The 26,659-nt window shown below is 36.6% G+C and carries 17 protein-coding genes; 3 read left to right on the top strand and 14 right to left on the bottom strand.

What is annotated here, in order from left to right:
* The first annotated feature begins 64 nt into the window (after window positions 1-64).
* Both J7W16_RS18015 and J7W16_RS18010 read left to right on the top strand, forming a co-directional pair.
* Window positions 65-781 carry a response regulator transcription factor gene (locus J7W16_RS18015; RefSeq protein ID WP_210598879.1) on the top strand — a complete coding sequence of 239 codons (717 nt, stop codon included), beginning with the start codon at window positions 65-67 and terminating at the stop codon, window positions 779-781.
* Window positions 778-2,493: a sensor histidine kinase gene (locus J7W16_RS18010; RefSeq protein WP_210598878.1), complete on the top strand. Its 1,716-nt coding sequence runs from the start codon at window positions 778-780 to the stop codon at window positions 2,491-2,493. Before J7W16_RS18015 ends, J7W16_RS18010 begins: the two co-directional genes overlap by 4 nt.
* Before the next feature lie 254 nt (window positions 2,494-2,747).
* Here the strand turns inward: J7W16_RS18010 and nikE are convergent, their stop codons facing one another.
* From nikE to J7W16_RS17945, 13 genes are all read right to left on the bottom strand, one after another.
* The gene (nikE, locus tag J7W16_RS18005) at window positions 2,748-3,593 is read right to left on the bottom strand and encodes a nickel import ATP-binding protein NikE (protein WP_210598877.1); all 846 of its coding nucleotides are present in this window, start codon (window positions 3,591-3,593) and stop codon (window positions 2,748-2,750) included.
* 31 nt (window positions 3,594-3,624) lie between these two features.
* A complete protein-coding gene (locus J7W16_RS18000) occupies window positions 3,625-4,458 on the bottom strand; it encodes an ABC transporter ATP-binding protein (RefSeq protein WP_210598876.1) in 834 nt (277 codons plus the stop codon).
* A 19-nt stretch (window positions 4,459-4,477) separates the two neighbouring features.
* Complete coding sequence (gene nikC / locus J7W16_RS17995) at window positions 4,478-5,308, bottom strand: nickel ABC transporter permease subunit NikC (RefSeq protein WP_210598875.1); 831 nt, start codon at window positions 5,306-5,308, stop codon at window positions 4,478-4,480.
* A complete protein-coding gene (gene nikB, locus J7W16_RS17990) occupies window positions 5,305-6,249 on the bottom strand; it encodes a nickel ABC transporter permease subunit NikB (RefSeq protein ID WP_210598874.1) in 945 nt (314 codons plus the stop codon). The genes nikC and nikB overlap by 4 nt, the downstream gene beginning before the upstream one ends.
* An 18-nt stretch (window positions 6,250-6,267) precedes the next feature.
* Complete coding sequence (gene nikA / locus J7W16_RS17985; protein WP_210598873.1) at window positions 6,268-7,890, bottom strand: nickel ABC transporter substrate-binding protein; 1,623 nt, start codon at window positions 7,888-7,890, stop codon at window positions 6,268-6,270.
* 308 nt (window positions 7,891-8,198) lie between these two features.
* Window positions 8,199-8,951, bottom strand: a complete 753-nt coding sequence (locus J7W16_RS17980) for an iron ABC transporter ATP-binding protein (protein WP_210598872.1) — start codon at window positions 8,949-8,951, stop codon at window positions 8,199-8,201.
* Window positions 8,948-10,009: an iron chelate uptake ABC transporter family permease subunit gene (locus J7W16_RS17975; protein WP_210598871.1), complete on the bottom strand. Its 1,062-nt coding sequence runs from the start codon at window positions 10,007-10,009 to the stop codon at window positions 8,948-8,950. Before J7W16_RS17975 ends, J7W16_RS17980 begins: the two co-directional genes overlap by 4 nt.
* A complete protein-coding gene (locus J7W16_RS17970; RefSeq protein ID WP_210598870.1) occupies window positions 10,006-11,025 on the bottom strand; it encodes an ABC transporter permease in 1,020 nt (339 codons plus the stop codon). Before J7W16_RS17970 ends, J7W16_RS17975 begins: the two co-directional genes overlap by 4 nt.
* Window positions 11,026-11,044: 19 nt before the next feature.
* Window positions 11,045-12,085: a siderophore ABC transporter substrate-binding protein gene (locus J7W16_RS17965; RefSeq protein ID WP_210598869.1), complete on the bottom strand. Its 1,041-nt coding sequence runs from the start codon at window positions 12,083-12,085 to the stop codon at window positions 11,045-11,047.
* Between the two features lie 580 nt (window positions 12,086-12,665).
* The gene (locus J7W16_RS17960) at window positions 12,666-13,634 is read right to left on the bottom strand and encodes a Gfo/Idh/MocA family protein (RefSeq protein WP_210598868.1); all 969 of its coding nucleotides are present in this window, start codon (window positions 13,632-13,634) and stop codon (window positions 12,666-12,668) included.
* 312 nt (window positions 13,635-13,946) lie between these two features.
* A complete protein-coding gene (locus J7W16_RS17955; RefSeq protein ID WP_210598867.1) occupies window positions 13,947-16,283 on the bottom strand; it encodes a glycoside hydrolase family 3 C-terminal domain-containing protein in 2,337 nt (778 codons plus the stop codon).
* A 67-nt stretch (window positions 16,284-16,350) separates the two neighbouring features.
* Window positions 16,351-19,098: a glycoside hydrolase family 3 N-terminal domain-containing protein gene (locus tag J7W16_RS17950; RefSeq protein ID WP_210598866.1), complete on the bottom strand. Its 2,748-nt coding sequence runs from the start codon at window positions 19,096-19,098 to the stop codon at window positions 16,351-16,353.
* A gap of 375 nt (window positions 19,099-19,473) precedes the next feature.
* Window positions 19,474-21,990 carry a GH39 family glycosyl hydrolase gene (locus J7W16_RS17945; protein ID WP_210598865.1) on the bottom strand — a complete coding sequence of 839 codons (2,517 nt, stop codon included), beginning with the start codon at window positions 21,988-21,990 and terminating at the stop codon, window positions 19,474-19,476.
* A 314-nt stretch (window positions 21,991-22,304) separates the two neighbouring features.
* Here J7W16_RS17945 and J7W16_RS17940 point away from each other — a divergent pair, with 314 nt between their 5' ends.
* Window positions 22,305-23,603 (top strand): methyl-accepting chemotaxis protein, encoded by a 1,299-nt coding sequence (locus tag J7W16_RS17940; protein ID WP_210598864.1) that lies wholly within the window; start codon window positions 22,305-22,307, stop codon window positions 23,601-23,603.
* 263 nt (window positions 23,604-23,866) lie between these two features.
* Here J7W16_RS17940 and J7W16_RS17935 read toward each other — a convergent pair whose 3' ends face one another.
* Complete coding sequence (locus J7W16_RS17935) at window positions 23,867-26,416, bottom strand: phosphatase PAP2 family protein (RefSeq protein ID WP_246880098.1); 2,550 nt, start codon at window positions 26,414-26,416, stop codon at window positions 23,867-23,869.
* Window positions 26,417-26,659 lie beyond the last annotated feature (243 nt).

Here is a 26,659-nt window from a genome sequence, read left to right as displayed (position 1 = left end):
AATGTTTAACATTCGTAAGGTTAACGTAAGGTTACAGTGGTAGGATAAGCTGGAGGTGTTGGCGGTGGCAAATTTAAATATATTATTAGTGGATGATGAACAATCAATTGTAACTATGTTGGAGAAAGTATTGAAAAAGGAAGGCTATACGAATATCAAGACAGCGTACACATTTAAACAAACACTTGAGATCATTGATTCCCATCCATTTGACTTTATTATACTCGATGTGATGCTACCTGATGGGAGCGGTTTTGATTTAGGACCAAAAATTCGCGAGCGTTCTAATGCTTATCTTTTATACTTAACAGCAAAAACAACAGATTTTGATGTGTTAACAGGGTTTGCAATGGGTGGTGATGATTATGTTACCAAACCATTTAATCCACTGGAGATCGTAGCAAGGATCAAGGCCGTAGAGCGCAGAAGCTCTCACTTATCTCTTGACGGTGAAGATAAACTGCAGCCATTTATTTATGATTTCGGTTATTTTCAAGTAAATGAGTTAACAAAGGAACTAAAGGTCGATGGAAAGAACACGAATTGTCCGGCACTTGTTTTTCGCTTACTTGTCTATCTATGTAAGCACCCGAACCGAGTATTCACAAAAAATGATTTATTTGAAGCCGTCTGGGGCATGGATCACTTTGTTGACGACAATACAATCATGGTACATATTAGACGTCTAAGGGAACGAATTGAACCTGATCCCAGTAGACCGCAGTTTCTAGTTACAGTTCGGGGATTAGGGTACAAGCTTGTGATGGAGACCAAAACATGAGATCAATTAAGCGTAGAATTGCCTTTCATTTCTCATTACAATTCATTTTCATGGTGTTGTTGGTGGCAACGGTGTTATTAACCGTACTCTTTTTCGTTATAGAATTTGTTATGAATCAAGAGATAAACCATGCTTTCCCAGATGGGTTACTTGATGCCATTTCAACCGAGACAACGATAGAAGAAGATCATACAGAGATTGGAAAAGTTTGGCTAGATCAGCTGAAGGCGAAAAACATGTGGCTACAAATTGTCGATGATAATGGTGACGTCATCCATGCTGTAGATGTTCCAACACAAATTCCTAACCATTATTCTATCAAGGACATCCTGAAATTAGAGGAAACACAAGTATATGGTGACTATCAAATCGGAACGTATCTTGATGCCCTCTTCTACGATAAACCTTATTATTTCATACTCGGCTACCAAAATAAAAAGCAGGAGCTTCTATTAAAATGGATTGAATACTATAACAAGGATGGTCAAGTTCCGGAGCAAGGGGCAGCCAATATAGCAGAGGAGCTAGAACAGTTTGAGGGTTATTTTCTAGACATTATTAATAGTGAAGGTGAGGTCCTGAAAAGGTTTGGCGAAAGCGATCAGCCCCTCTTCTATACCGAATTACAAATCACAGCACATTTAGACGACCCACTCACCTATGGTACTTCAATCGAAGTAGAGCGAGTAGATGATCAAACTTGGATTTTGCATACTCCATTGAATAATGAGCAGCTAAGCTATACAACAATTCAGCAAATTTTGATCGTGCTGATTGTAATGGGTATGGTCATTTTATTCACGCTAATTCTACTTGCTGTTTGGCATGCTATTCGTTATGGCCAGCCTCTCATATTGTTTATAAGTTGGCTAGAAAGAATGCGAAACGGCGAATATGATAACGTCTTTACCGAAAAGGAAAAAAAGCAATTATTTAATAAGAAAAACGGTGTTAAAAGACGTTATCGACTATATAAAGAAGTAATTAATGAGTTCTATGATATGGCAGAACAACTGGCATCATTGAAAAAAGAACAAGCATTACTTGAGCAAAAACGTGAAGAATGGATGGCAGGAATCTCTCATGATTTACGAACTCCACTATCGACGATTCAAGGCTATGCCCATCTGTTAGAAAGCTCTCATTATGAATGGCAGGATGCCGAATTAATCGAGATTGGTGAAACGATCCGCAAGAAAAGTGACTATATGCTTGAGCTAATACAGGATTTCTCGTTGATCTCCCAGCTCAAGCAAAAGGAGCTACCTATTCATTTTTCTACGATCGATCTCATCTCCGTTATTAAAAATTGCACCGCAAAGTATAAGGAATATAAAACAATCCAAATCTATACACCAGAGAAACCTTTACACGTAAAAGGTAGTGCACAGTGGCTTGAGCGGCTGCTAGATAATTTAATCATCAATGCCGTGAAACACAATCCTGAAGGCACCGCAGTCGTCATTAAAGCATGCACTGAGGGAAACCAGGTTGTTCTTACCGTTGAAGATGACGGAATGGGTATGGATGAGCAAACGAAGCAAAATCTGTTCACACGTTATTACCGTGGCACCAAAAGTGAAGAATGGACGGATGGAAGTGGACTCGGTATGAGTATCGCAAATGCAATTGTACAAGCACATTATAGTACTATTCATGTGGATTCGAAGCCGAGTCTAGGGACGATTATTCGGGTTAAGTTTCCAGATTGAAATTAGAAAGGTCAATAGAAAAAAGTGAATTTGCCCTTTTCTATTGACCTTTAATTTAGCTTTCATTTTAAATTCACTCCAACAATTCAATTAGAAAACACTGCATTTTTCAATTGTGATAATATGAGTGTATTAAAATAATGATTTATTTATTTTCAACTTAAATTATATCAGTTTTACTTCATGTATCACTTTATTGATTCAAGTTCGTGTTTATACTTTCACGATTTTCCTATTTTTAATCTTTCCAAACGCTAGATCTCTTCAGAGAAGGAACCAGTCTCTCCGCCCGACCTTCGTCCTATTGTTCGAAAACGTGGGTGTTCAGCGAGGATGGAGTCTCTCAAGCGGCTCACTACAGGGTGTTTAGAGGAAAAGAATTGATCTTTTGAATCATAAAGTTCAATCAGCTCTCCTTTTTCAAGGACACCAATTTGATCAGATATCGAAAACGCAGCTTTGATATCGTGTGTAATAAAAAGATAAGACAAGCCGAAGTCATCCTTTAATTCGGCTAATAATTCTAAAATTAAGCTTTGCGTGACCATGTCTAGACTGCTAACTGATTCGTCAAGGACGATTAGTTTTGGTTTAAGAGCAATGGCTCTAGCGATGTTAATCCTTTGTAATTGCCCACCACTAAACTGGTGAGGATGTTTTTTTAGATCCTTTTCACTTAAGCCAACTCTTTCAATTAGCTCAATAACCGTTCTTCTTTGTTCTCCTAATGTTAGCTTTTCGTAGTTCTCTAACGGCTCTTTTATAATTTGTTCGGCTGTCATTCGTGGGTTAACCGAGGAATATGAGTCCTGGAATACAACTTGGAGATCACGGCGCAATTTTTTTCGAGTAGCTCTATTCACATTGTATATATCATGTCCTTGAAACAATACCTGACCTTGCTGTGGCTGTTGAATCCCAAGAATGACCTTCCCTAAGGTGCTTTTACCAGCTCCACTTGTACCAATTAACCCCAAACATGTTCTCTCTTCAATCGCAAAGGAAATATCAGTAAGAATCTGATTTGCTTGATTCTTACCTTTAAATAGCTTATTAGTATTATAGCTAAAGCTTACTTGTTTTACTTGTAATAAGCACACTAGTTTCACCCCTTGGAAAATTCATTTACTGTTACAACATATAGGTGTAGGGTTGTTTCTCAGAGTATAAGGAAGGCCTTGTCCTTAACAGCTTTTTCGTGTACTCATGTTGTGGAGCATCGAATAAATCTATCACATTTGCACTTTCTACTATTCGTCCGTGTTGCATCACAATTACATCATCCGCCAATTCGGAAATAACGCCAAGATCATGAGAAATGAGTAAAATGGATGTTCCGTACTCAGAACGAACCTTATCTAGTAGACGAAGCACCAACAATTGACTATGAAGATCAAGGGCTGTCGTAGGCTCATCTGCAATAATAACGGAGGGTTTTAAGCACGCAGCCATGCCAATCATCACTCGTTGGAGCATACCTCCACTTAATTGAAAAGGATAGTTTTTTAACAGGTTATCCGGATTTGGTAAATTCACACTTTCCAACACATCAATCGCAAGTTCCTTTGCTTGCCTTTTAGTCAATGAAGTATGTGATTGGATTGTTTCAATAAATTGATGGCCAATTGTAAAAACGGGAGTAAAAGCATTCATTGGATTTTGCATAATGAAAGCAATATCTCTTCCTCGAATTCTCCTCATTTCACTGTTTCCTAAACCATTCAATTCCCTACCTTGTAGTGTAATGCTCCCTTTAATTTCTGTATTCTTTTCATCATGTAACTTTAGGATTGACATACTTGTAACTGTTTTACCACTACCGCTTTCCCCAACAAGACCTAGTATCTTGCCTTTTTCAATTCCAAAGTTAATATCTTGAACAAGGGTGGAAAGACCTTCTTGGGTTCTTACTAGTACATGTAAATCTCTGACATTCAAAATAGTTCGTCGTTTTTTTTCTTCCATATTTATCAGTCCCTTTTTACTAGCGGCGTTTAACATTAAAACGTTCAGATAGTGCTTCTCCTAATAAATTAAAGGTAACAACAACTAGCATTATCATTAAACCAGGATAAATCATTAGCTCTGGATTTGTTCTGATATATGATTTCCCTTCATGAATCATCGCTCCCCACTCGGGTGTAGGTGGTTGCACACCTAATCCTAAGAAGGACATTGAAGATAAATTCATAATAGCCCAACCCATTTCTAGTGTCCCCATCACAGCTAATGATGGAAGAACATTAGGAATAATATGTTTTTTCATGATAGTCCAGCTTGAAGATCCACTGATTTTTGCTGCAGTAATATAATTTTCCTCTTTTAGGCTTAAAACCATTCCTCGAATGACCCTTGCGTAATAAACCCATTGTACGAGGATTAATCCTAAGACAACTTGTTTAAGACCCGCTCCCCAAATACCAACAAATCCAAGAACAAACAAAAGACTTGGTATCGCCATTAGACCATCACCGAGTCTCATTAACAATTGATCAATCCAACCACCTATATACCCGGCAATAATACCAATGACTAAGCCTATACTGAGTGCTGAAATGAAAATGAGCATCGCATACCCTAGTGAAATTCGTGCTCCGAATAATATACGAGATAACGTGCATCTCCCTAGGTGATCGGTTCCTAATGGATATTCGAAAGAAGGTGATTGTAATTTATGAGCTAAATTAACCAAGATAGGATCATTAGGTGCAAGCCATGGGGCAAAAATCGTAATCAAAAGTAACACAAAGAGAACGAAAGAACATAGGACAATCACTATTTGACTTTTTAATATATTTCGAAGCTTCACTATCATTGCAACTGACTTCCTTTTCTTGAAATACGAGGATCAATATACATTTGGATTAGATCAACAATTAAGTTACTTATAAGGAATAATCCAGCTGCTAACAGTACATAGCCTTGAATAACAGGAACATCACGATTAAAGATCGCTTCAATAAAGTAACGGCCAAATCCAGGCCATGAAAAGACTGCTTCTACAATGATAGCACCAGTCAATAAGTTCCCTAAATTCATCCCAAGTCCTGTAATCATAGGAGAAATGGCAATTCGTAATACATGCTTTCCCATTATAACTCTTTCATGGATCCCTCTCGTCCGTGCAAAAAATACATAAGGCTCTTGTAAATTATCAAGAACATTGGCCCGTAACAGACGGGTATACAAAGCTATTAAAGGAAAAGCCAACGTAACGGAAGGTAAAATTAAATGCTTCCATGTTCCCGTACCTTCTACAGGGAATATGTCTAACTTTACAGAAAAGAAAAAAATGAGTAAATAACCAAGCCAAAATGATGGGATCGATGCCCCTATGAAAGAAAGGAGTCGACTAAAATGGTCGATTACACCGTTCTTCCTTATACCAGCTAAAAACCCTATAGGCACGCTTACAAATATGGCAATTAATAGACTTCCCATTGTTAGCTGAACCGTTGCTGACATTCGAGAAGTTATCTCTTCCAATACCGGTTTACTCGTAACATAAGATATGCCAAAATCAAATTGGCATATCTTAATAAGGGTGTTCACATATTGAATTAGGAGAGGTTGATCTAGGCCAAGCTCATGTCTTTTTTGTTCCAACATCTCATCTGTCGCTTGTACATGTGCCGCCGTAAAGTATGCTTCAGCGGGGTCCACTGGTGATAAGTGAATCATAGTAAATGTTATCAACGTGGCCACAAGGAAAATTGGAATAATGGTGATGATTCGTTTAAAGACATAAGTACCCATGAAAACCTCTCCAGTCGCTTACTCGTTTACACTAATTCCTGTAAATGGATGTTCATCTCGATTAGCAGGGAATGTGAAATTTGAGACATCATTTTGATAGATTGCTATTTTCTTGATATAAGAGATAGGTACAATTGCACCTTGCTCCTGCAGTGAGCCTAAAATGGTTGTGTATAACTGTTGGCGTTCATTTTCATCCGTTGTTTGTTTAACCTCAGTTATTTGGTTAAGCAACTCTTCTTTATTAGGATAAGATGAGATTGCTTCTCTAAACCCAAATCCTTCTGTAGATACAATGTTTACGAAAGTATGTGGGTCATATGGTGCCCCGTAGTTACTGAAGAAGTTCATATCAAACTCATTCGCCTTGAATCGCTCAACCTGAGTCGTAAGTTCAACTCCAACAATATTCAATTTAACACCTAATCCTAACCACTCCGATTGTAGAGTTTCAGCCATTAATTTCTGGATTGATTCAGCTGAGTCGTACATTAACTCAAATTCTAGTGTTTGTCCATCCTTTTCACGGATATCCTTACCTTCTGGTAGTTTCCAACCAGCTTCGTCTAACAGTTGTTTCGCTTTCTCAACATTATAATCGACTGCCGTAGCATCAACATCTGAAGTGTAAGGAAAGTTTGTTGGTAAAATATAGTCTGCCTTTTCCTCCAACCCAGATGTTACACCCTCAACCATTGCTTCTTTATTAAATCCATAATGCAAGGCCTTTCGAACACGTTCATCTGACAGTTGTTCTTTATTCGTATTCATCACTAGCTGTCTCGTTGCAACCGGCTCAGACACAGAAGTTCCATAGTTTTCTGTTGATTCTAATTGTTTAAATGAATCTAAGCTAATAACTCCCTCACCATAGATAAGGTCTATATCACCTTTTTCAAAGGCAAGTACACGTGTTTCTGCATCAGGAATAACCTTAACATGAATCTTCTCTACACTTGGGAGTTCACCCCAATAATTCTCATTACGTTTAAATATAGCATATTCGTCTACCTTATAGTCATCCAATACCCACGGTCCTGTTCCAACAGGTTCTACGATCCCTTCTGAAGTGTCACCACTTTCAGGAAATCCACTTTCTCCAAGGAATCGCACTGGTCTTACAACAGCTAATTCTTGAATAGTTGGGTAATAAGCTTCTTTTAATGTTAATTTAAAAGTATGCTCATCAATAACCTCAGTACTAGCTATCTTCGGAATAAACCCTAACCAACTATGTAAGTCTAGATTTGTTAATATAGTATCGAAATTCTTCTTCACAATCTCTGCATTAAAGCTTGTACCATCAGAGAATGTAACACCTTGTCGTAAATTAAATACATACTCTGTCCCATCTTCAGAAATCTCCCAAGATTCTGCTAAATGCGGTTTTAGTTCTCCTCCATCTTGGTAACTAACTAAAGGTTCATATACCATAGATTGAGCGAATAGTTGATTTGGATTATAGACATGTGGATTCATTGCACCTACATCTCTAGGCCAAGCAAAAGTAATGGTGTTGGTGTTGCTACTTTCACTTTCATTGATATCTCCTGAACTTTCTTCTGATTGGCTTGAACACCCAATCAATGCAATCGATAAAATAAGAATTGTTGCAAACATAAATGAAAACCGCTTTGTCATAAAATCCTGCCCCTTCTTAGTTGAAAATGATAACTATTATCAATAGTAGGATAGGGACTTTTAATTGTCAATCAGTAATTTCGTATTTATAGCAACGGATGGAGTCTAGTTACTTTGTCTAATAATTCTAAAAGTGCGGCATGCTTAGATTTTGGACTATTCAACATTGTAAATTCAATAATGCTAAATCCTTTAACGAAAAAGAGTCTTCTCAAAAGTATTATCAACTTTTGAGAAGACTCTTCTTTGGGACATGTCAATTTAACGTTTCTTTAACTATTAATTTTTAAAACTTAGTGAACTAGTGATTAATAGACAGCTATAGGACCATAAGGACCCTTGATAATTTCTATTTTTGTTTCAAAAATATCTGTTAAAAGTTTTGGATTCATAATCTCTTCTACTGTTCCAAATGCAGCAATTTGCCCATCCTTCATAGCACAGATTCGATCAGAATATTTGGCTGCAAAATTAATATCATGCATAACAGTCAGAATGGTTCTTCCAAATTCATTAGCAACATGTCTCAAATACTCCATCATTTGAACAGAGCGAGCAACATCTAGATTGTTCAGAGGCTCATCCAATAGCACATATTCAGTCTCTTGGCACAAAACCATTGCAACATAGGCTCTCTGTCTTTGACCACCAGAAAGCTCATCTAAATATCGATCCTCTAGATTAGTTAAGTCTAAAAAGTCAATATATTTGGATATAATTTCTTCATCTTCTTTTGTTAATCTCCCCTTTGAATAAGGAAAGCGCCCAAATCCAGCTAGTTGTCTAACAGTAAGCCTTGTTACAAAATGATTTTCCTGCCGCAAAATGGTGACGATTTTTGCCAAGTCATTGGATTTGGAAGAAGACACATCCATATTTGCCACCATAATTTGGCCTTCATCCATATCTAAAAGTCTGCCAATCATCAAAAGTGTCGTAGACTTTCCAGCACCGTTGGGTCCAATTAAAGACGTAAAACCAGCTTTTGGTATTTCAATATCCAAAGGTCCAATTTTCACATCATCCGTATACATCTTTCTAGTATTACTGATTTTTATCATAAAGACCTCTTCCTTAAAATTACAATTAGAAATACGATTCCACCAAACAGTTCAATAAATACAGAAACAGCTTGAGCATTGAATACATGATACATTAAAAAATATGCACTTGTTAATACAAAGAATCCTATAGCAAGAGCCATTGGAAAAATATATCTGTGGTCATATGTCGGTGCCGCTTGATAACTTAAAATAGCCACTAAAAATCCAAAGAACGTAAGAGGGCCAACTAAAGCCGTTGATATTGACATCAAAACAGCTACTAATATAAGTGTATAAATGATATTAGGTTGGTATTTAACGCCAAAAGTCGTAGAGACATCCTTCCCAAGTGACAATATATTTAATTTCTTGGAAAAAACAAAAAGTAATAGTCCTATAATGATGACCATTGGAATAACAATTGGAAAATATCCTGAATCCGCATTATTAACAGAACCAATCAATCTTGTCTGTAAAAGGTCAAACTCAGATGGAGAAAGAAGTTTTCTCATAAAGGCTGACAAAGTACTCAGTCCAGTTCCAATAATGATTCCGATTAAAAGGACAAGCTGTAAATTCCCATACTTTCCGGAAAGCAGCCACCCATAAAGGATTAAGCTCATTAAAACCATAAGACTAACTTGAAGAAAAAATGGTCCAATCCCACTAAAACTCACCAATGCACTAGCTCCGAATAAAAACATTGTTCCCGTATGAATGGTTGAGTAAAGTGATTCGAAGCCTAAAAGAGAAGGCGTGACAATCCTATTATTCGTAATCGATTGAAAAGCAACGGTCGACATACTGTGACAGATTGCAGCAATAAGCATTGCAACAACAGCTACGATCCTTCTTTCAACTACTGGGATAAAAGAAGGCGAATCTACTGGAACGGGATTGTTATAAAGTAAAAGGCCACACGCAAACAAAAGGCCCAGAGCAGTTAATGTAATGAGCAAAATCCAATAGCGTCTTTCGTCTTTCTTAGTTCGAAAAGCACTAGCTGATCTCTTTTCATTATGAAGGTTAAGATCAATTTTAACGTTGTCTTCTTTTTTATAATTTAAAGCGTTCATCCTAGCCTCCTCCTTGGTTTTCTTTGTCTCAATAAGATCATAATGAATACAACAGAACCTACTGATCCAAGGATTAAAGAAACAGGGACTTCAAAAGGCATAATAATCGTCCTGGAAATGATGTCACACAGAGTAATCGTCCCCATTCCAATCAAACATACCCAAGGCAAATTACTTCTAAGATCATCCCCTCTAAACATCGACACAATATTTGGGACAATTAATCCTAGAAATGGCAAGTTTCCAATAACAGCTGAAACAATCCCAATGGCGACAGCAATAAGACCATTAGCCATTAGAATGAGGGTATTATAATTTACTCCAAGACTTGTGGCAGTATCTTCCCCTAGACCGGCTAGAGTCAATCTATTCGCATAAATAAAAATAAGAATCGTAACGATCACAATGATCCATAAATATTCATACCTTCCAGCTTGAACAGACGAAAAGGATCCTACAAACCAGCCTTCAATCACTTGTGACATTTGAAAAAAGAGGCTCGTAAAAGTAGAAACGGCAGAAATGACGGCACCAAGCATTAAACCAATGATTGGGACAATTAAAGAGGAACGGAGTCTAACCCTTCTGATAAACAAAAAGAAAATCATCGTTCCTATAAAAGAAAAAATGATTGCGCCAGTCATTCTAAGTACTAAAGAGGGTGCAGGAAATAATAAATAAACACAAAGAAGACCCAAACCAGCCCATTCAGTCGTACCTGTTGTGGTAGGCTCAACTAACCGATTCTGTGTAATAAGCTGCATGACGAGCCCTGTCATGGCCAAAGCAGCTCCAGTAAGCATGAGTGCAACTGTTCTTGGAACACGAGTGATGAAGAACATCTCCATTCCATCTTCTTGTCCACGTATATCATAAACCCCAGTTAACAGGGAAATGACACCTAAACCAATTACAACGATAATCGCTAGTATAAAAGGTTTTGTCCATATTTTATTTTGGTTATAAAACCGGGATTGAGAATTTCTCTCAATCCCGGCGATTATATTTTTCTGCACTATGTTAAACTCCTTTACCCTATTCAGCTAAAGTATCAGCAATGTTTGTAAATAACTCTGTAAACGTTTGAATTGATTCATTAATATAGGTATCAATTGGTGCATAAACGATCTGTCCTTCAGAAACAGCCGTTGTGTTTTGAAGAGCAGGTGAATTATCAATCACATCCTGAGCAGGAACCTTTTCATCTGCCGCGATACCAGAGATTGGAGCATCACGATCTAAAACGAAGATCCAATCAGGATTGCTTTGTGCGATCGCTTCAACTGAAATTTCATCACCTTGGTGATCTGTAGACGTATCTTCAACCTCTAATGCCGGAGTCCATTCGAAAATGTCATACAATGGTCCAAATACACGGCCAGTGTTAGGAGCTGAAAAACCAATATCCCCACCAGAAACAATCACACTCATGATTGTGTCGCTGCCATTATACGCAGCTTTAGCATCCTCAATCGCTTGGTCTAAATCAGCTACCAATTGTTCAGCTTCTTCATTCTTATCAAAAATTTGCCCTAAAGCAATTGTCGTATCTTTAAATCCATTAACTAACTTATCTCCTGGATCACTAGTTTCTACGTCAACATTTAAATCAATGACAGCTGCATTTGGTACTAATTTTTTAATATCTTCATAATATCCTGAAAATCTTTGACCAACAATGACAAGTTCAGGATCTGCAGCTGCTATGATTTCAAGGTTTGGTTCACGGTGCATCCCAACATCTTGAACGTTTTCATCGGCTACATATGATGAATCTGCTAGCATTAACGGTTTTGGAACAGCAGCCAACTCAATTCCCCAATCTTCCAATGTTTCAAATGTTCTGTTATCCAAAGCAACTACATTCTTAGGATTGACAGGAACCGTTACCGTTCCGTGAGCATCAGTGATTTCGACAGTTGTAGGTTCTGTAGCTTCCTCTGTTTCCGCTGTTTCAGTCTCACTAACTTCAGGTTCAGTAGCTTCAGTTTCCCCACTTGTATCATCCGAACTTCCGCAAGCCGCCAATATTAAAATAAAAATTGCTAAAACGATAGTTAATTTAAACTTCCCCATTTTCTCCTACCTCTTTCCTTATGTATTATATTTTTTAAAACTAAAGCTTATTGAACTGACAAACTGATTATCTACGTTTTATGCCGATTTTATCTCTATTTAACATAGTGCATCGCTATTACACAAAACGATGATAATGATTATCATTTTCAACAACATTACAAATTATACCAAACATTCGAAAATTAGCAACTATAATTTTCACTTAAATTAATCTAATTAATAATTATTACCAACCGAAATGAAAAATGAAAACATAGCGGATTTTCAATCAATTTCATTTAATTGATAATGATTATCGTTATTTACATGTATTACCTTACTACCAAATGATAATGAATGTCAATATCATTTATAGAAATTTTTGTAATAATAAGTATGTTTCTTCCGTAAAAACGCTTACACGTTGTGCATTTCGTTTATTTGTTTTAGTTCACTTGTTTATACAAGTACATTGGGAGTAAAAAAATTAATTTCGTATCCTGATAAATCAGCTTTTACCAGAGTTACTTCTGGAATCCAAAAAGAAGCCTCTCAAAAGTCCAATGAACCTATGAGAAGCCCCGCTAATATTTTGTCTTTAGGCCCTATCATTTTCGTAATAGACACCAAATTGCTTTCGACATTCATCCATTATTTCCATTATTTCTAGACTATCTTTATGCTGTACCTCTTCACTTTCTAATTTACCTAGCCTAATATCCTGTGCTACCTTATTAAATTGATAGGTATAACTACTACTACCTGTTTTATAGACAGTCTTTTTTCCATTAGATATTATAGTTGCTTTGTTACCAGAAAAGAAATTAGGCACCTTGATTTTACCCTTAGTTCCTATTATATTTGCCTGGATACTGCTGTATTTAAAAATGGAAGTTGATATAGTACTTACTGAATTATTTTTATTAGTTAGTTTAATTTTATCATCACCATCCACACCAAATTTGTTTAATTTCGTTTTGGCATCAATAGCTGATGGCTTTCCAAGTAGCATATGACTGTATGTTATAGGGTAAACTCCTAAATCAAGTAGAGCTCCCCCTCCTAACTCAGGTCTGATCACTCTTTTTCTTCTTGGAGACCAAACACAGAAACTAGCATCAAACTCTAAAATATCACCTATATTACCCGCTTCAACATACTCGTTGATAAATTTAGCTAATGGATTGAATTTCGTCCACATAGCTTCCCCTATATACAAGTTTTGTTTGGTTGCGTATTCTAATAGTATCTCTAATTCCTTTGTATTTACTGTGATTGGCTTTTCTATCAAAACAGGTTTTTGGCATTTTAATGCTAGCAATGCATTGTTAAAATGGGCAGTGTGTGGTGTTGCTATGTAAACACCTTCTACCCCTTGCGTGCGTATCGCATCTTCCATGTTTTCAAATGCTAAACAATTATATTTCTTAGCAAATGTATCTGCGTTTTCTTTGTGATGAGACCAAACTGATACAATCTTATGGTCACCTGTACCCAGTATTTGTTTGGCGGTTTTCTGTGCGATACTTCCACTTCCAATATATGCCCATCCAAATCGTTTATCCAATTTGATTTTCCCCCTTTTTCAATAACACACTATAAAACTCCGATGTTCACCGCCTATTAACTGCGTGCTTCACGTTAGATAAAAGATGAAAAAAGCCTTTCATAAGTTCATAAACTTATGAAAAGCCTACTTGAATTCACCTCACAATGAAAGTCAATGGACGAAATAAGCCTCTGAAACACAATCACTTAACCTGCATCGATTTTCTTAATTGCGAAAAGCAGTCAACATGGATTAGATGGTAATCGCAGACTTCTTTGACCAAATCGTTGGTCTTTGTTTGGTGAAGTAATAATTTCTTTAGGTTAAAACTTATCGATTAATCCAACGCAAAAAGCTCTCAACATTTTTTTTACTCACTTTTCCACCTGTAAAGCGGTCAATTTGCCTAAACGGCATGTTAATAATAAAGTACACGTTGTTTGCTGTTAATGGTTTCCCCATCTTTTTAAGAGAAAAATGAACGATCATAATAGAATTATATAGTAGTTTCCCTAACCAATTCTTATGCTGAGCTTGATTAATCGTGTCATTCATTCCTAAGTCTTTATTAAGATCCCAGTTTTTCTGCGGGAGTTCTCTTCCTAATAATTTCTCAAATTCTGAATCTGGGACATCCTTTATATATGCCGTTCCGTAGTGAGGGAAATCAGTTTTTAAGAATACCGATGGAGAGACACCAGCCATCTCAACTGTTCCCTCTAGACGAATGTCTTGAATTGAACTACCTACTTGAATTTTGTAGGTCCCCGATTCAATCTCCCAGTCCTTGATTTCAGGATTATAGTAAGAGAAATCTCGTTTTGTTAATGTTAGTACCACTCGCTTCGTTTCACCCGGTTCCAAGTGTACTTTATCAAAGCCTTTCAATTCCTTGTTCGAACGAAAAATTGCCGAATTTACCTTTTCAATATACAATTGAGCAATTTCTGCACCAGCAACTTCACCTGTATTTGTCAGATCAAAGCTTACAGTTAAGCCATCAATGACAATGTCACTATATTCGAATGTAGTATAAGACAGACCATATCCAAATGGGTAACGCACAGGTACATTTGCGGTTTCAAAATATCTGTAGCCAATGAACAGTCCTTCTTTATGTTCACTTGTGGCTTGATGACCAGGATAGTACGCCGAGGAAGGAACATCAGTGTAACAAATTGGGAATGTTTCACTTAGTTTCCCACTTGGATTGTGTTTACCAAGTAATATATCAGCTACTGCATCTCCGCCACCTTGTCCCGAAAGATATGTGTGTATCATTCCTTGTACATTATCTGCAAATGGTAATTCAAGTGCTCCACCTCCAGATAAAACAACAACAACATTCTTGTTTACCTTTACTAGAGCTTCAACAAGTTCTAATTGATTTTCAGCTAGTTTTAAATCCTCTCTATCAACCCCTTCTGCTTCTTTGCTTTCATCAAGACCAATAAATAAAAGCACTACTTCAGCAGACTTCCCAAGACTGATTGCTTCTTGCATTAATTTATTACTCTTCCCTCCCATACGCTTATAGCCTTGAGCGTATCCAGCTATACTCAACGAGGAATTTTGGAGGCTATCAAGGGGATTACTTAATTTATAAGGATTAATTAATGAACTTCCAGCACCTTGGTATCTTGGATTTTTTGCAAAATCACCAACAACTGCTACTTTCGTTCCCGCTTTAAGTGGCAGAATACTATTCTCATTCTTGAGCAGCACGATAGATTGACGAGCAGCTTCCACTGCCTTATTATTGTGCTCTTCATAATCTACTTCTACTGATTCTTTATCATCTAAACGAACTTTATATATTAGCGATAGCAATTGATCTACTGCTTCATCCAATATTGATTCATCTAATGTTCCTGCATTTATTGCATCAACAATTTCTCTATCTGTAATTCCGTTAGTTGATGGCATTTCTAACTGATTATGAGCCTTTAACCCAGCAATACGGTCATTATTTCCTCCCCAGTCAGTTACAATAACCCCGTCAAATCCCCATTCAGAATACAAAATATCATTAGCTAAATGTTGATTTTCATTTGCAAATTCACCATTCACCTTGTTATAAGAAGACATCATCGTATAAGGATTGCTCTCTTTTACAACTTTTTCAAACCCTGTTAAATAAATTTCTCTAAGCGAACGTTCATCTACAATTTCGTCAATTGTCATTCGCATATGTTCCTGACTATTAACAGCATAATGCTTTGGGCAAGCTGAAATACCATTTGACTGAATTCCTTTGACCATTTCACTAGCGAGTTCACCCGTTAGGTATGGGTCTTCAGAGAAATATTCAAAATTACGCCCGCATAATGGATTCCGTTTAATATTTAAACCAGGTCCAAGTAAGACACTTACTTTTTCACTGCGAGCTTCCTTACCAATATCTTGCCCAACACCATATGCAAGTGACTTATCCCAACTATTTGCTAGTGTTGCTGCTGTTGGGTAGCAAGTTGCTGGTAAACTTTTGTTTAGTCCTAAATGATCTGCTTTTCCACCTTGTTTACGCAGTCCATGTGGTCCATCGGTTAGCATGATGGATGGAATACCAAGTCGTTCTATGGCTTTGGTATTCCAAAAGTTTTTTCCGGACATGAGGGAAGCTTTCTCTTCCAAAGTCATTTGTTTAATTATATCTGAATGTTTCATTCTACACCGCCCAAAAGTTATTAATTGTAAGAAGGCGGACTAAGTCCGCCTTCTCACTCTATCAAGTTTAGTTAAAAATATGCGTTTTGAGTGTTGCATATAGTGCATTATGCATGCTATTTCGAAGTCCAACTGTAATCGCTTCTGGACGTTCATCATATGCTTCTTCTAAGAGATCTCTGTTCTTGGTAACTGATAAAATATCTAACATTAAATCATTACCAGATGTAATGGCTTTTTGTGGTTCCATGAATCCGAACACCGCATCTGAAGATACTACTCCTTCAAATCCCCATTCATCTCTCAGCATTCCATTTAGCAATTCCGGATTCGCCCATTTCCCATCAATATAGGTAAAACTAGACATTGCACCAGTTACATCAGCCTCTTTTACAGTCATTTCAAAAGGACGTAGGTGAATTTCTCGCATCGCTTGCTCATTTGACCATACTAGAATCCCAGAGCGTGCATTCGTTTCTTGCTCATTCATTATAAAATGTTTCATGTATACTGTAACATCTTGGTCCTCTGCACCTTTCGCCATACCGCTACCAATAATGCCGTTTAATACAGGGTCTTCTGACATATACTCGAAGTTTCTACCACCTTGTGGCGTACGATGAATATTAAGAGCCGGTGCGTACCAACCGTGAATTCCGTAAGCTTTTGCTTCTTGTCCAATCGTTTCACCCATTTTGTACGCTAAATCTTTATTCCATGTGGATGCCATAACAATTTCTGTTGGGTAAGCACCCGCTTCAAATTGCTTAAAGAAAAAGCTAAATCCAGCAGGTCCATCCATTAACACGGTGTTTGGAATACCCAGTTCCTCAATTTCAATTGTATGATAAGCTGCATCTGTTACATAATTAATCATTTGATCAACAGTCAATTGGTCTAAGAATTCATCCCATAAAGGATCCTCATAATCTAACCCTTTTAGGTCTTCCAATTTAAGGCCATTGTCAGCACCTGTCGTAGGCATTTCTACGTCATCATTATATTCATGTCCTTGCACTCTTTCGATAATCTTATCAGTTGCAACTTTTATATCATCTTCATCTGATGGATAGGTTCCCTCCCAATCATTACGAGAAAGAACGGTTAACTCGTTTTCTGATTGAGTAAAACGATTTTTGTATTCTGTTCCTGTAGCATCATCTGTTTGATATACAATATCCTGAGATAATTCAAAGTTTACTGCGCTATCAATTTCATGAACATTTTTACCAAGTTTAATTTGGTATGTTCCATTTTCTAAAATATAGTTCTCATTTACCATATCGTAAGAAGCCATTTCTCTCGTACCATACTGAATAGTTACTACCTCAGACTCTCCTGGCTCTAGTGATTTTGTTTTTTCAAATGTAGCTAAATTGATGGCAGATTTCTCAATCCCACCTGGTGTATAAGGAGGAGTATAATAAACTTGAATTACGTCCTTACCAGCTACTTCACCTGTATTCGTCACTTCAACTTGCAATTCAATAGAATCACTGTTTAATTCTTGGTTAACTATATTCCAATCAAATGTTGTATAACTTAGACCAGATCCAAAAGGAAATTGAACTGTTTGATTGTAGCCTTCTTCATTTCCTTGATAGAAAGTTTCATAAAATCTGTACCCCACATAAATGCCTTCTTCGTAGTTAAGGTAAGCTTTATCTAAATTTTCATATTTATAGTCACCAAAGTTTTCACTCGCTGGTGAAGATGTAATATCATAAACATACGTATCAGTAATACGTCCAGAAGGATTTAATTCACCTGATAATGCCTTTGCAAGAGAGTTTGTTCCAAATGGTCCAGGTGTTCCAACCCAAATAACAGACTGAATACTTGGATATTCTTCAACAAACCCTAATTCCAACGTATTACCAGCATTGACGACAATTGTAACGTTACTGAAGTTATTTGCGACTTTTTCAACTAAATTATGCATTTCATCTGACAACTGTAATTGTTCTATACTCACATCTGAAGCTTCTACAGCGTCACTTTGAATAATAATCATTGCATTTTCAGAGTAATCTTTCGCTTGGGCAAGTGTAGTATCAGTTATATCTGGTTCACCAGCTGGCTCACCGCTACTTAACATTCCTTTAATGACTTGAACAACACCAGTATCTGAATTCCCTGTCTTTTCTTCTAATTCTGGCAATCCCATATAGTAATCATACAGTTCCTGATTATATTCAACGCCTGCATTCTTAAGTGCATCAAATAAACTGACAGCACGAGTTTGGTCTGATGCACCAGACCCACCGCCAGCGTATTTAAAAGTGAACGCAGTAGAGCCAAATACATTAATTTTGTTATCTGTTAATGGCAAGGAGTTATTTTCATTCTTTAATAATACTAATCCTTCATTCGCAATCTCTTCTGAAACAACATCAGCAGCTTCTCTCGCTTTGATAGCTTCTGTACTTGTTGTATCAATCGTAATATGTTTACCTGTCACATTATCAAGTACGCTTACAACAGTCGGTCCTGTAGTGACAATTACTATTAATAACAGTGCGGCAACAGCTGACCAACCCGCGATCCGCCTTGGTCTATTTTTTATTTTCTTATACATTTTCGCTTCTTTTTTTGCTTCTTTTCTTTCTTTACGGCTTAATGATTTCAATTCTTGCTTTCTTTCTTGTTTCTGCTCTTTTCGCAAAAGCTTATCGCTTTCAATTTGTGCCTTGCGTTCTGATTCTGGCAATGCGGTAATTTCTTGCTTTCTTTCTTTACGCTTAGCCTTGTCTTCCTTTACACGTTGAATAATTTCTTGTTTCTTAGCTTTTCTTTTTTTAAAGTACTCAACCATGGTTTTTACCTCCAAGTATTTGCTTTAGATGCATTATCAAAGTAACTTTTTATATAGAGTAACAAGACAACGTTTCCATTTATTTATAAAAGAATGGTCTTTGAGTCTTTGCTATCATTACAATATTATCTAAATTAGCGACACAATCTTTTTCTTCTCATCCCCTCTCTTAATCTGTTATCAAGATATATAAAATCAATTGTTTGATAGAGTAGTTTTCTACCGTTATCCAAATATACAATCCAGTTCAACCAAATACATTCCATTATTTAAGAAATACTGTTCCGATTATTGACTTCTTAAAAAAATGGACATTGCCATAAATAGGGCAATGTCCATTTTTTTTATTGAATTACCTAGCGTATTCAACATTGATTAATAGCGACGCTTGATCTCAAATAATTGTATTTCATGTGGCTGCAAAGAGGTTTGCAGACTATACTTATTTTGTATGGATTTATATTCTATTTTAACTCCAGGTTCTGCCTTCCCTTTAATATATTTCATCGTATCTTTGTCCAGGTCAATAGGTGCCCCCATGTCTACCCAAGCGTCATAGGAGGACCCCTGCTGCCTGTTGACAAACTTCTTTTTAATTATATAGTCACCATGAAGGTTTTCTATTGATAATTCAAATGACTTAACATATTCATTTTCAAAAACCTTATAGCGGCTAGTTGGCGATAATTGTGAGTAATCAAACCTTCTGTATAATTGATTTGGATGAATGTAATTGAATAAGAGGATTTGATAATCTTCTCCCCGTCTTGTTACAATCATATTTTCTTTCTTTAATACTAGATCTTCACCGAGCTTGCTTAAGAAGAAAAATGCATGATACCCTGCCTTCTTAATCCCATTATAGGTCATCAATCCAAATCCCCCGTGGAAGAGCGGCTGCTCCAATTGAAACTCGTCAAATATGTCTGTAAATGTCCAAAATCCCATCCCTTTTACTTTTTCACTGTTTTCAATAACATTTTTAATGATAAAGGTTCCCATATAACAGGTGTCATGTACCAAGTCCCTGCTATCACTATTTGCGTTCCATTCCGTTATCCATAGTTCTTTATTTATTGACGTTAATTCTTTGCATTTTTCCACGATTTGGTCAATAGATGTAGAAAAATTATGTTCATCTCCCAGCGTAATCGCACCAGATTCCCCCAGCTTTTGTATAACGTCCCCTGTTACCTCAGTACCATCTATTGTTTTCAATAGATTGGACTTTTGCAAAGGATTTCTGGATAGATTATAAACATGAAAAGAAAAGAAATCTAAGCCGACCTTTTCACTTTTCATAAATTCATCGAAATCAACTAACCAATTTTGATGCTTTCTAAAGTCAATAATCCCAAATCCTCCAATTTTTATTTCAGAATCAATTGTTTTAATGCATCTATAAGTTTCAGCATAGAAGGTGAAGAATTCCTGTCTTGTTCCGCTCCAAAAATACTGTACTTCCGGTTCGTTCCAAAATTCAAAATACCATGTTCTAACTGCTTGCAATCCGTATCGATTAATTAAATGCCTGAAAAAGGTATCAAGTAATTTCAACCATCTCTTCATATCCTTTGGAGGTGAAACATATGCATCCCACCAAAATATCTTATCCTCGGTACTCGCCATATCTCTTGGCATAAAACCAATTTCAATAAAAGGCTTTAAACCGACATCAAGCAAATTATCCAAAAGAGAATCGATGTGGTTAAAATTAAAATAATAGGATCCATCCGGTTTCTCATTATATACTAAGAGCTGGTCTGAAAAAATCCCATGAAAGCGAACATATTCAAAACCTATTTCGTTCTGAATCTGTTTCAATTGGTTATGGAAATCCTTTCTTAAGGCATGAGGAGCGAACCCAAAAGTCATTAATTTAGTGAAAGAACGATTGAGTTTTTTCATTGATTTAGAAACATCAATCGTTGTTGTTTCATTCTTATCTATTGGGGACTGGTTACTATTTTTACGATCAAGATATTTGAATAGATTTCCGAACGATTCTTTGCTGTTGATGCTCAAATAATCCTCCGTGTTGTCTTTTTTGAGCTCGGTTCGATATTGTTCTCGATACTGTATTGGTGTTATTCCTAAAACTTCCTTGAAAACTCTATAATAGGCTTTACTGTCCGGGAACCCAAATTTAAGAGCTATTACTGTAACTGTTTCCTCTGTTGTCTGTAAGGTGAACAATGATTTGTTTAATCGCATATTATCTAAGTATTTTTTTAGAGATACCCCCACATTTGATTTGAAATATCTCGACAGATAATGTGGATTCAATGAAAACTCTCTTGCAATATCCTGTAATCCAAATTGTGAATCTATGCAATGACTATTCATAAATTGAAGTATTTCAACAAGTCTTTGATCTTCTTCCATTCGTTTTTTCTTTGTTTTTGTAGGGATTTCAAAATGTTCGAGAAGAATGACTAAAAGATCTAATAACATGATCTGAATCTTAAGGTGATAGAGTTGTTTCCCGTTTAATATCAGATCCATCATATTGGCGAGAAGATGTTTTATTTCATCTAAAACATACATCGATCCTTCTTCAACTTCACTAGAGTTCAAATAAAATCTTTTTTGTTCTACATCAATTCCAAATTTCTTAAAATACCTTGTATCAAATTGCAAAACCAATACCTGAGTTTTACCAAAAAATGTCCTAGAGTTGATAAAATGAAGTTCATTGTCATTTACTAGGAAAATATCACCCATTTTCAGATGGAAGTTATCTTGATTCACTCTGATTTCCAATTCACCTTCAAGCACGAAAAGGATTTCAGTAGCTTCGTGCCAGTGATAAGGAAAACTTTCTACTGTATGTGTGAAAATATTAATTGGTAAATCCACTTGATAATCTATTAGCTCATATTGGTAACGCATACTACACCGCCCTTTACCCAATAAATATCAATACTTTAGCACAAAAGAAATACTTAAACAATTTTCCATCACGTCTAAAATTCTAGATCTATGGCGAGATAGTTGATTACAACGTTTTTATTTGCTTGTTAAGTCAATAGTATATAAACAATAACAGCGCCTCTCCCAACACTAGAATAAGAGCCTTACCTTTTCTCGAAGCAAAATTCATTATCATAGTAAATTCACTAATTAGCTCTTAATCCCCAATTAAAGATTTCAAATGAATTAGCCGATACATAGACGAAAAGATAAAAATGGGATGAGGGGCGCACATGAGTAACGAGAACATAACAAAAAATGTTAGTTTACGAAGCAGTCTAGTTATGAAAGTTATCTTGGGAGTAATTCTTGGTTTAATGATTACTTCTTTAATCTCCGAGGTATTAATTAAAGTATTTTTATCCAGTTTTATAGGTGGTGTGGCGGGGCTTATTGTAAGTAATCTTGTTTCTTTTGCAATTACAACACTCGTTATTGTTTTAATTGTAAGGGTTTTAGTTATTAAAAGAATTAGTGAAATTTCAGTCGCAATTCAACAAGCATCAAAAGGGGATCTAACTGTTCAAATTCAAGACAAGACTAAAGACGAAATAGGACATTTAACAACCTCATTTAACATAATGATAAGAAACATAAATTCTGTAATTGAAAAAGCAAATGACACCTCGACACATGTTACTACATACTCCGAGGAGTTAAAAATCAGTACCGAACAATCCAGTGAATCAGTGAATCAAATATCCATTGCTGTCCAAGAAATTGCCTCAAGCTCAGATGAACAAGTAAATAAAATCTTAGACCTAGAACAATTATCACAATTAGTCGTAGCTGAAATGAGTAGCGTTACATCTTCAATTCAATCCGTATATCAATTGGCAAACGAAACGAATGATCAAGCCAACTCTGGAATTGAGTTAATCGAGCAAACTATCTCTAAAATGTCTTTAATAGAAACATCCGTTAAAGAATCGTCGGAGATCATTAATTCACTCGGTGATAAGTCAAAAGAAATCAGTCAAATTGTGTCCCTTATTACGTCGATAGCTGAACAAACTAACCTACTTGCCCTAAATGCTTCTATAGAAGCTGCACGTGCTGGCGAAGCTGGTAAAGGCTTTGCTGTGGTAGCGGAGGAGGTTCGAAAATTGGCTGAGGGATCAGGCGAAGCAGCTGGTAGCATTAGTAAATTGATAACTGAAATTCAAAAGGAAACTATTAGTGCTGTAAGTTCAATTAAGAATGGAACAGCAGTGGTTGAAGAAGGTACTACTATGGTGAATAAAAGTGGTGAAGCCTTTAACCATATTGTACAATATGTTCATGAGATTAGTGAGCAATCAAAGAGCGTCAATAGTCGGTCATTAGAAGTGAATGAAAAAGCTAAGAAGACTAGAGAAATTATTGGAGTGATCTCCAGTGGAACGGAACAAGTTTCATCTAGTGTTCAAATAGTAGCAGCCTCTGTAGAAGAACAAGCAGCTTCTAATGAAGAAATTGCTTCTTCAGCAGAACTATTAAGTCAAGGAGCCAATGGGCTTAAAAAGGAAATGAATAAGTTTATCGTAAAATAACGATTGGCATTAAATTTTTAGGACAATCGCAAAATAAAGTGCCTACTAGACACTCTATCAAACTTAGAAAAACCCCACTCCAGGAAAGTGGGGTTTCTTTATTTTCCATAAATACAACGTATAATCTAATATTATCTCGATGTTAGACCCACTTCAAATCCCTTATTGACCAAGGTAATTCATTATTAACACCGATACAAAATAAAGAAAAAACCAAATCATTTGAGATTTGGTTTTCTACTCAGTTTGGTATTTTCATATATTTATTTACTTAATGCTTTTCTTTTTCTCATGAAGAGGAAGAACGTACCACTTAAGAAGAGTAAAAACCCTGCTAATAAGTACTGATAATGCGTAGTAGCCGTTTCCGGTAGTTTTTGCCCATCGTTCGTTACAGGCTGTTGCGTTTTGTCAACACTAGTTTGTTTCTTTGGAGCTTTTGTGTCCTCGGGAGCTTTTGGACCGACTGGGTTTTCCCGATCTTCAGAATCTTCCGGGTTAACGGGATTTTCTGGATTTTCTGGACTTTCTGGATCAACAGGGTTTTCTGGGTTTTCTGGACTTTCTGGATCAACAGGGCTTCCAGGAACTTCTGGATTCGGTGAAACTGGATCAGAAGTATCGATTGCTGTGACATGTGCAACAACACTATTATTGTCATAAGTGACAGTTACGTCGTAATCATCTGCAGTTACCTTATCAAATGTACCTGTTACCTTATCAGCAGTCATTAAAGTAATATTCGCAGACTTGTCTATTTCGTAATTTGCAAGATCCAAATTCAGATCCCCACCATCAAGGTAAACTAGTCCATCTACACTTAATTGAGTTGGGTCATTATCCATTGCAATATCTAGGCTTCCAGCTTCCATTGTAAAGTTACCATCTACATTCAAAGGTTCTTCTACATTAACTAAAACTGTGCCATTTTCTACATAAAGGTCGCCTTCACCAAAAGCAGTCGTAGAAGTCGCTTCTAACGTTCCTCCTTGCAGCAATGTACCTCCTGAATAACTATTACTTCCTGTTAATGTAAGTGTACCTGTCCCTTGCTTGGTAAGCATGCCACTGCCAGTTATATCATTTCTCCACCAATCATGGGCATTAAATCTTCCTTTTGAAGCATCCATGTTCACTGTTACATTGCTTAAAAACGCACCATATCCATCAGCTGCTGTTACCAAATCAATTCTTCCCCAACCATTTGATTCGTCTATTACAGGGTAGCCTGATTCAATTTCTGTCGTATACAATACTTCTCTACGTTGATTGTCAGTCAAATAAGGCTGACGAGTTTCCAATAAGACTTCAGCACCTTTAGGTACTACAGGGTCTAAACCTTTTTCACCCGTTTGAGGTAATCCGTATGTAAGTTTCTCTCGGTAGAATGCTTTATTGGCTTCATGATCTTCCCATTTTTGTTCATCGTATGCACTTTCAAACGTATAATCCTCTGTTACCGTATGTGCATATTCATACAAGCTCATTCCTTTTGCTTCAGCTAATTCACCGAATACCTTTCCAGCATTTTTGTAAGCCTTATCCAATACCTCTTGGTTTTCTGCAAGGTTGTATGCATAGGCAGTCATTGCAGTTGATTGTATTCTTGCTCCTATAACATCAAGTGGAGAGTGCATCCCAGTCACTATTCTATTTTCTCCCATTTGAGCTGCTCTAGTTAAAAATTCAGCATATCTTTCAGGTGTTGCGTATGCAAATCCGAATGTTGACAAATAAGCTGCACTTGTATGTCCGCTTGGAAAAGCTCCATCTTTCCCTCGCCCATCTTCCGCTTTTCTTTTTACATATTCTAACGCAGGAATTACTTTTACATTCGTTTCGTATTGTTGGTGATGTCTTTCTCCCGTTTCTTTTTTGCCGCCTGAAGGTAATGCTTCTACTTTACTTTCACCACTACCAATTGTGGACCATTTAGCTAAACCATTCTCATCAACAATTTCTTTCACTTCTCCATTTGAATTTATTCTGTAAGGTCTTGGAGATGAGAAAAAGTACTTAGAAGGATTTGAGGAAGAAGGATTCCTAAATCTAATTAAAGCAACTAAATCCAAAGCATCTGCTAGTTCTGTTTCCTGCCATTGTCCCCCCATTCCCATTCCTTGGCTCTGATCCTCAACAGTCGCTTCTTCCAATACTACATTCATATCCTCTGGTGATCTGACAACATTTGTGATCGGGTTAACGATATCTACATAGGTGTTCGCTAAAGGCCCGTAAGCTTCCATCATACTGTAGATCTTATCTCTTTGGTCATCATAATAGGCCGCTAACTCCTCTTCATCCGTTCTGTTTTGAGTAACTTCTTCTACATACTTAATATTAGCTTTCCAAGTCTTTGGATCTCTAATTTCTTCATTAGCATATGTTTTCTTATCCGCTACGACCTTTGTCTTATCATTTTTATATCCATCAAAATAAACGGTAGGTCCGTCACCATATTTAGCAACCTTATCATATTCATTAGGTACAGTTAACGCTGTCCCATCTCTCCAAGCTGGTTGATTCATAGACCAGACTTGGTCAAAACCATCTAAAATACTTATAAATGGATTGGTCGCAGCTATATTCTTTAGAATTGAATCATTAGCATTTCCTCCATGATCGACTGCTGAAAATAGCTGCTCGGCTTCAGGAGGGCTTGTATTTATTTCCTCAGTAGTCCCTTGTGGCTTTGAAGGTTTTAAATGCTCCTGACCAGAAACGTGACTAGTAGCTAGAACTGGAAGCTCAAGGGAACCCGCAGTTATCACTGTAGCTAGTAGTACCATCGAGATTTTTTTCGTAATTTTCATACTTTTCATTTCTCCTTTTCTATTATATATTTTCAACCTACAAGTCCCACTTTAGGGTACGTTTGTAAAATAAATGTAGGAACACTGTTGAAATTTGGTAAATTTTATGTAAAAGGAAAGGGGCTTATAACGAAAATTAGCAAAATTTTTGATTTCAATATGTTATCGAGGTTATAACAGAACACAACTATTTGGAAAACCGGATAATTTAAACCGAGGGCAAACGAGAAGTTGAAACTAATA

The organism is Halalkalibacter suaedae, from assembly GCF_017939705.1.
Classification (GTDB): Bacteria; Bacillota; Bacilli; order Bacillales; family Bacillaceae_D; genus Halalkalibacter; species Halalkalibacter suaedae.
This window is presented reverse-complemented; position numbering and strand designations above follow the sequence as displayed.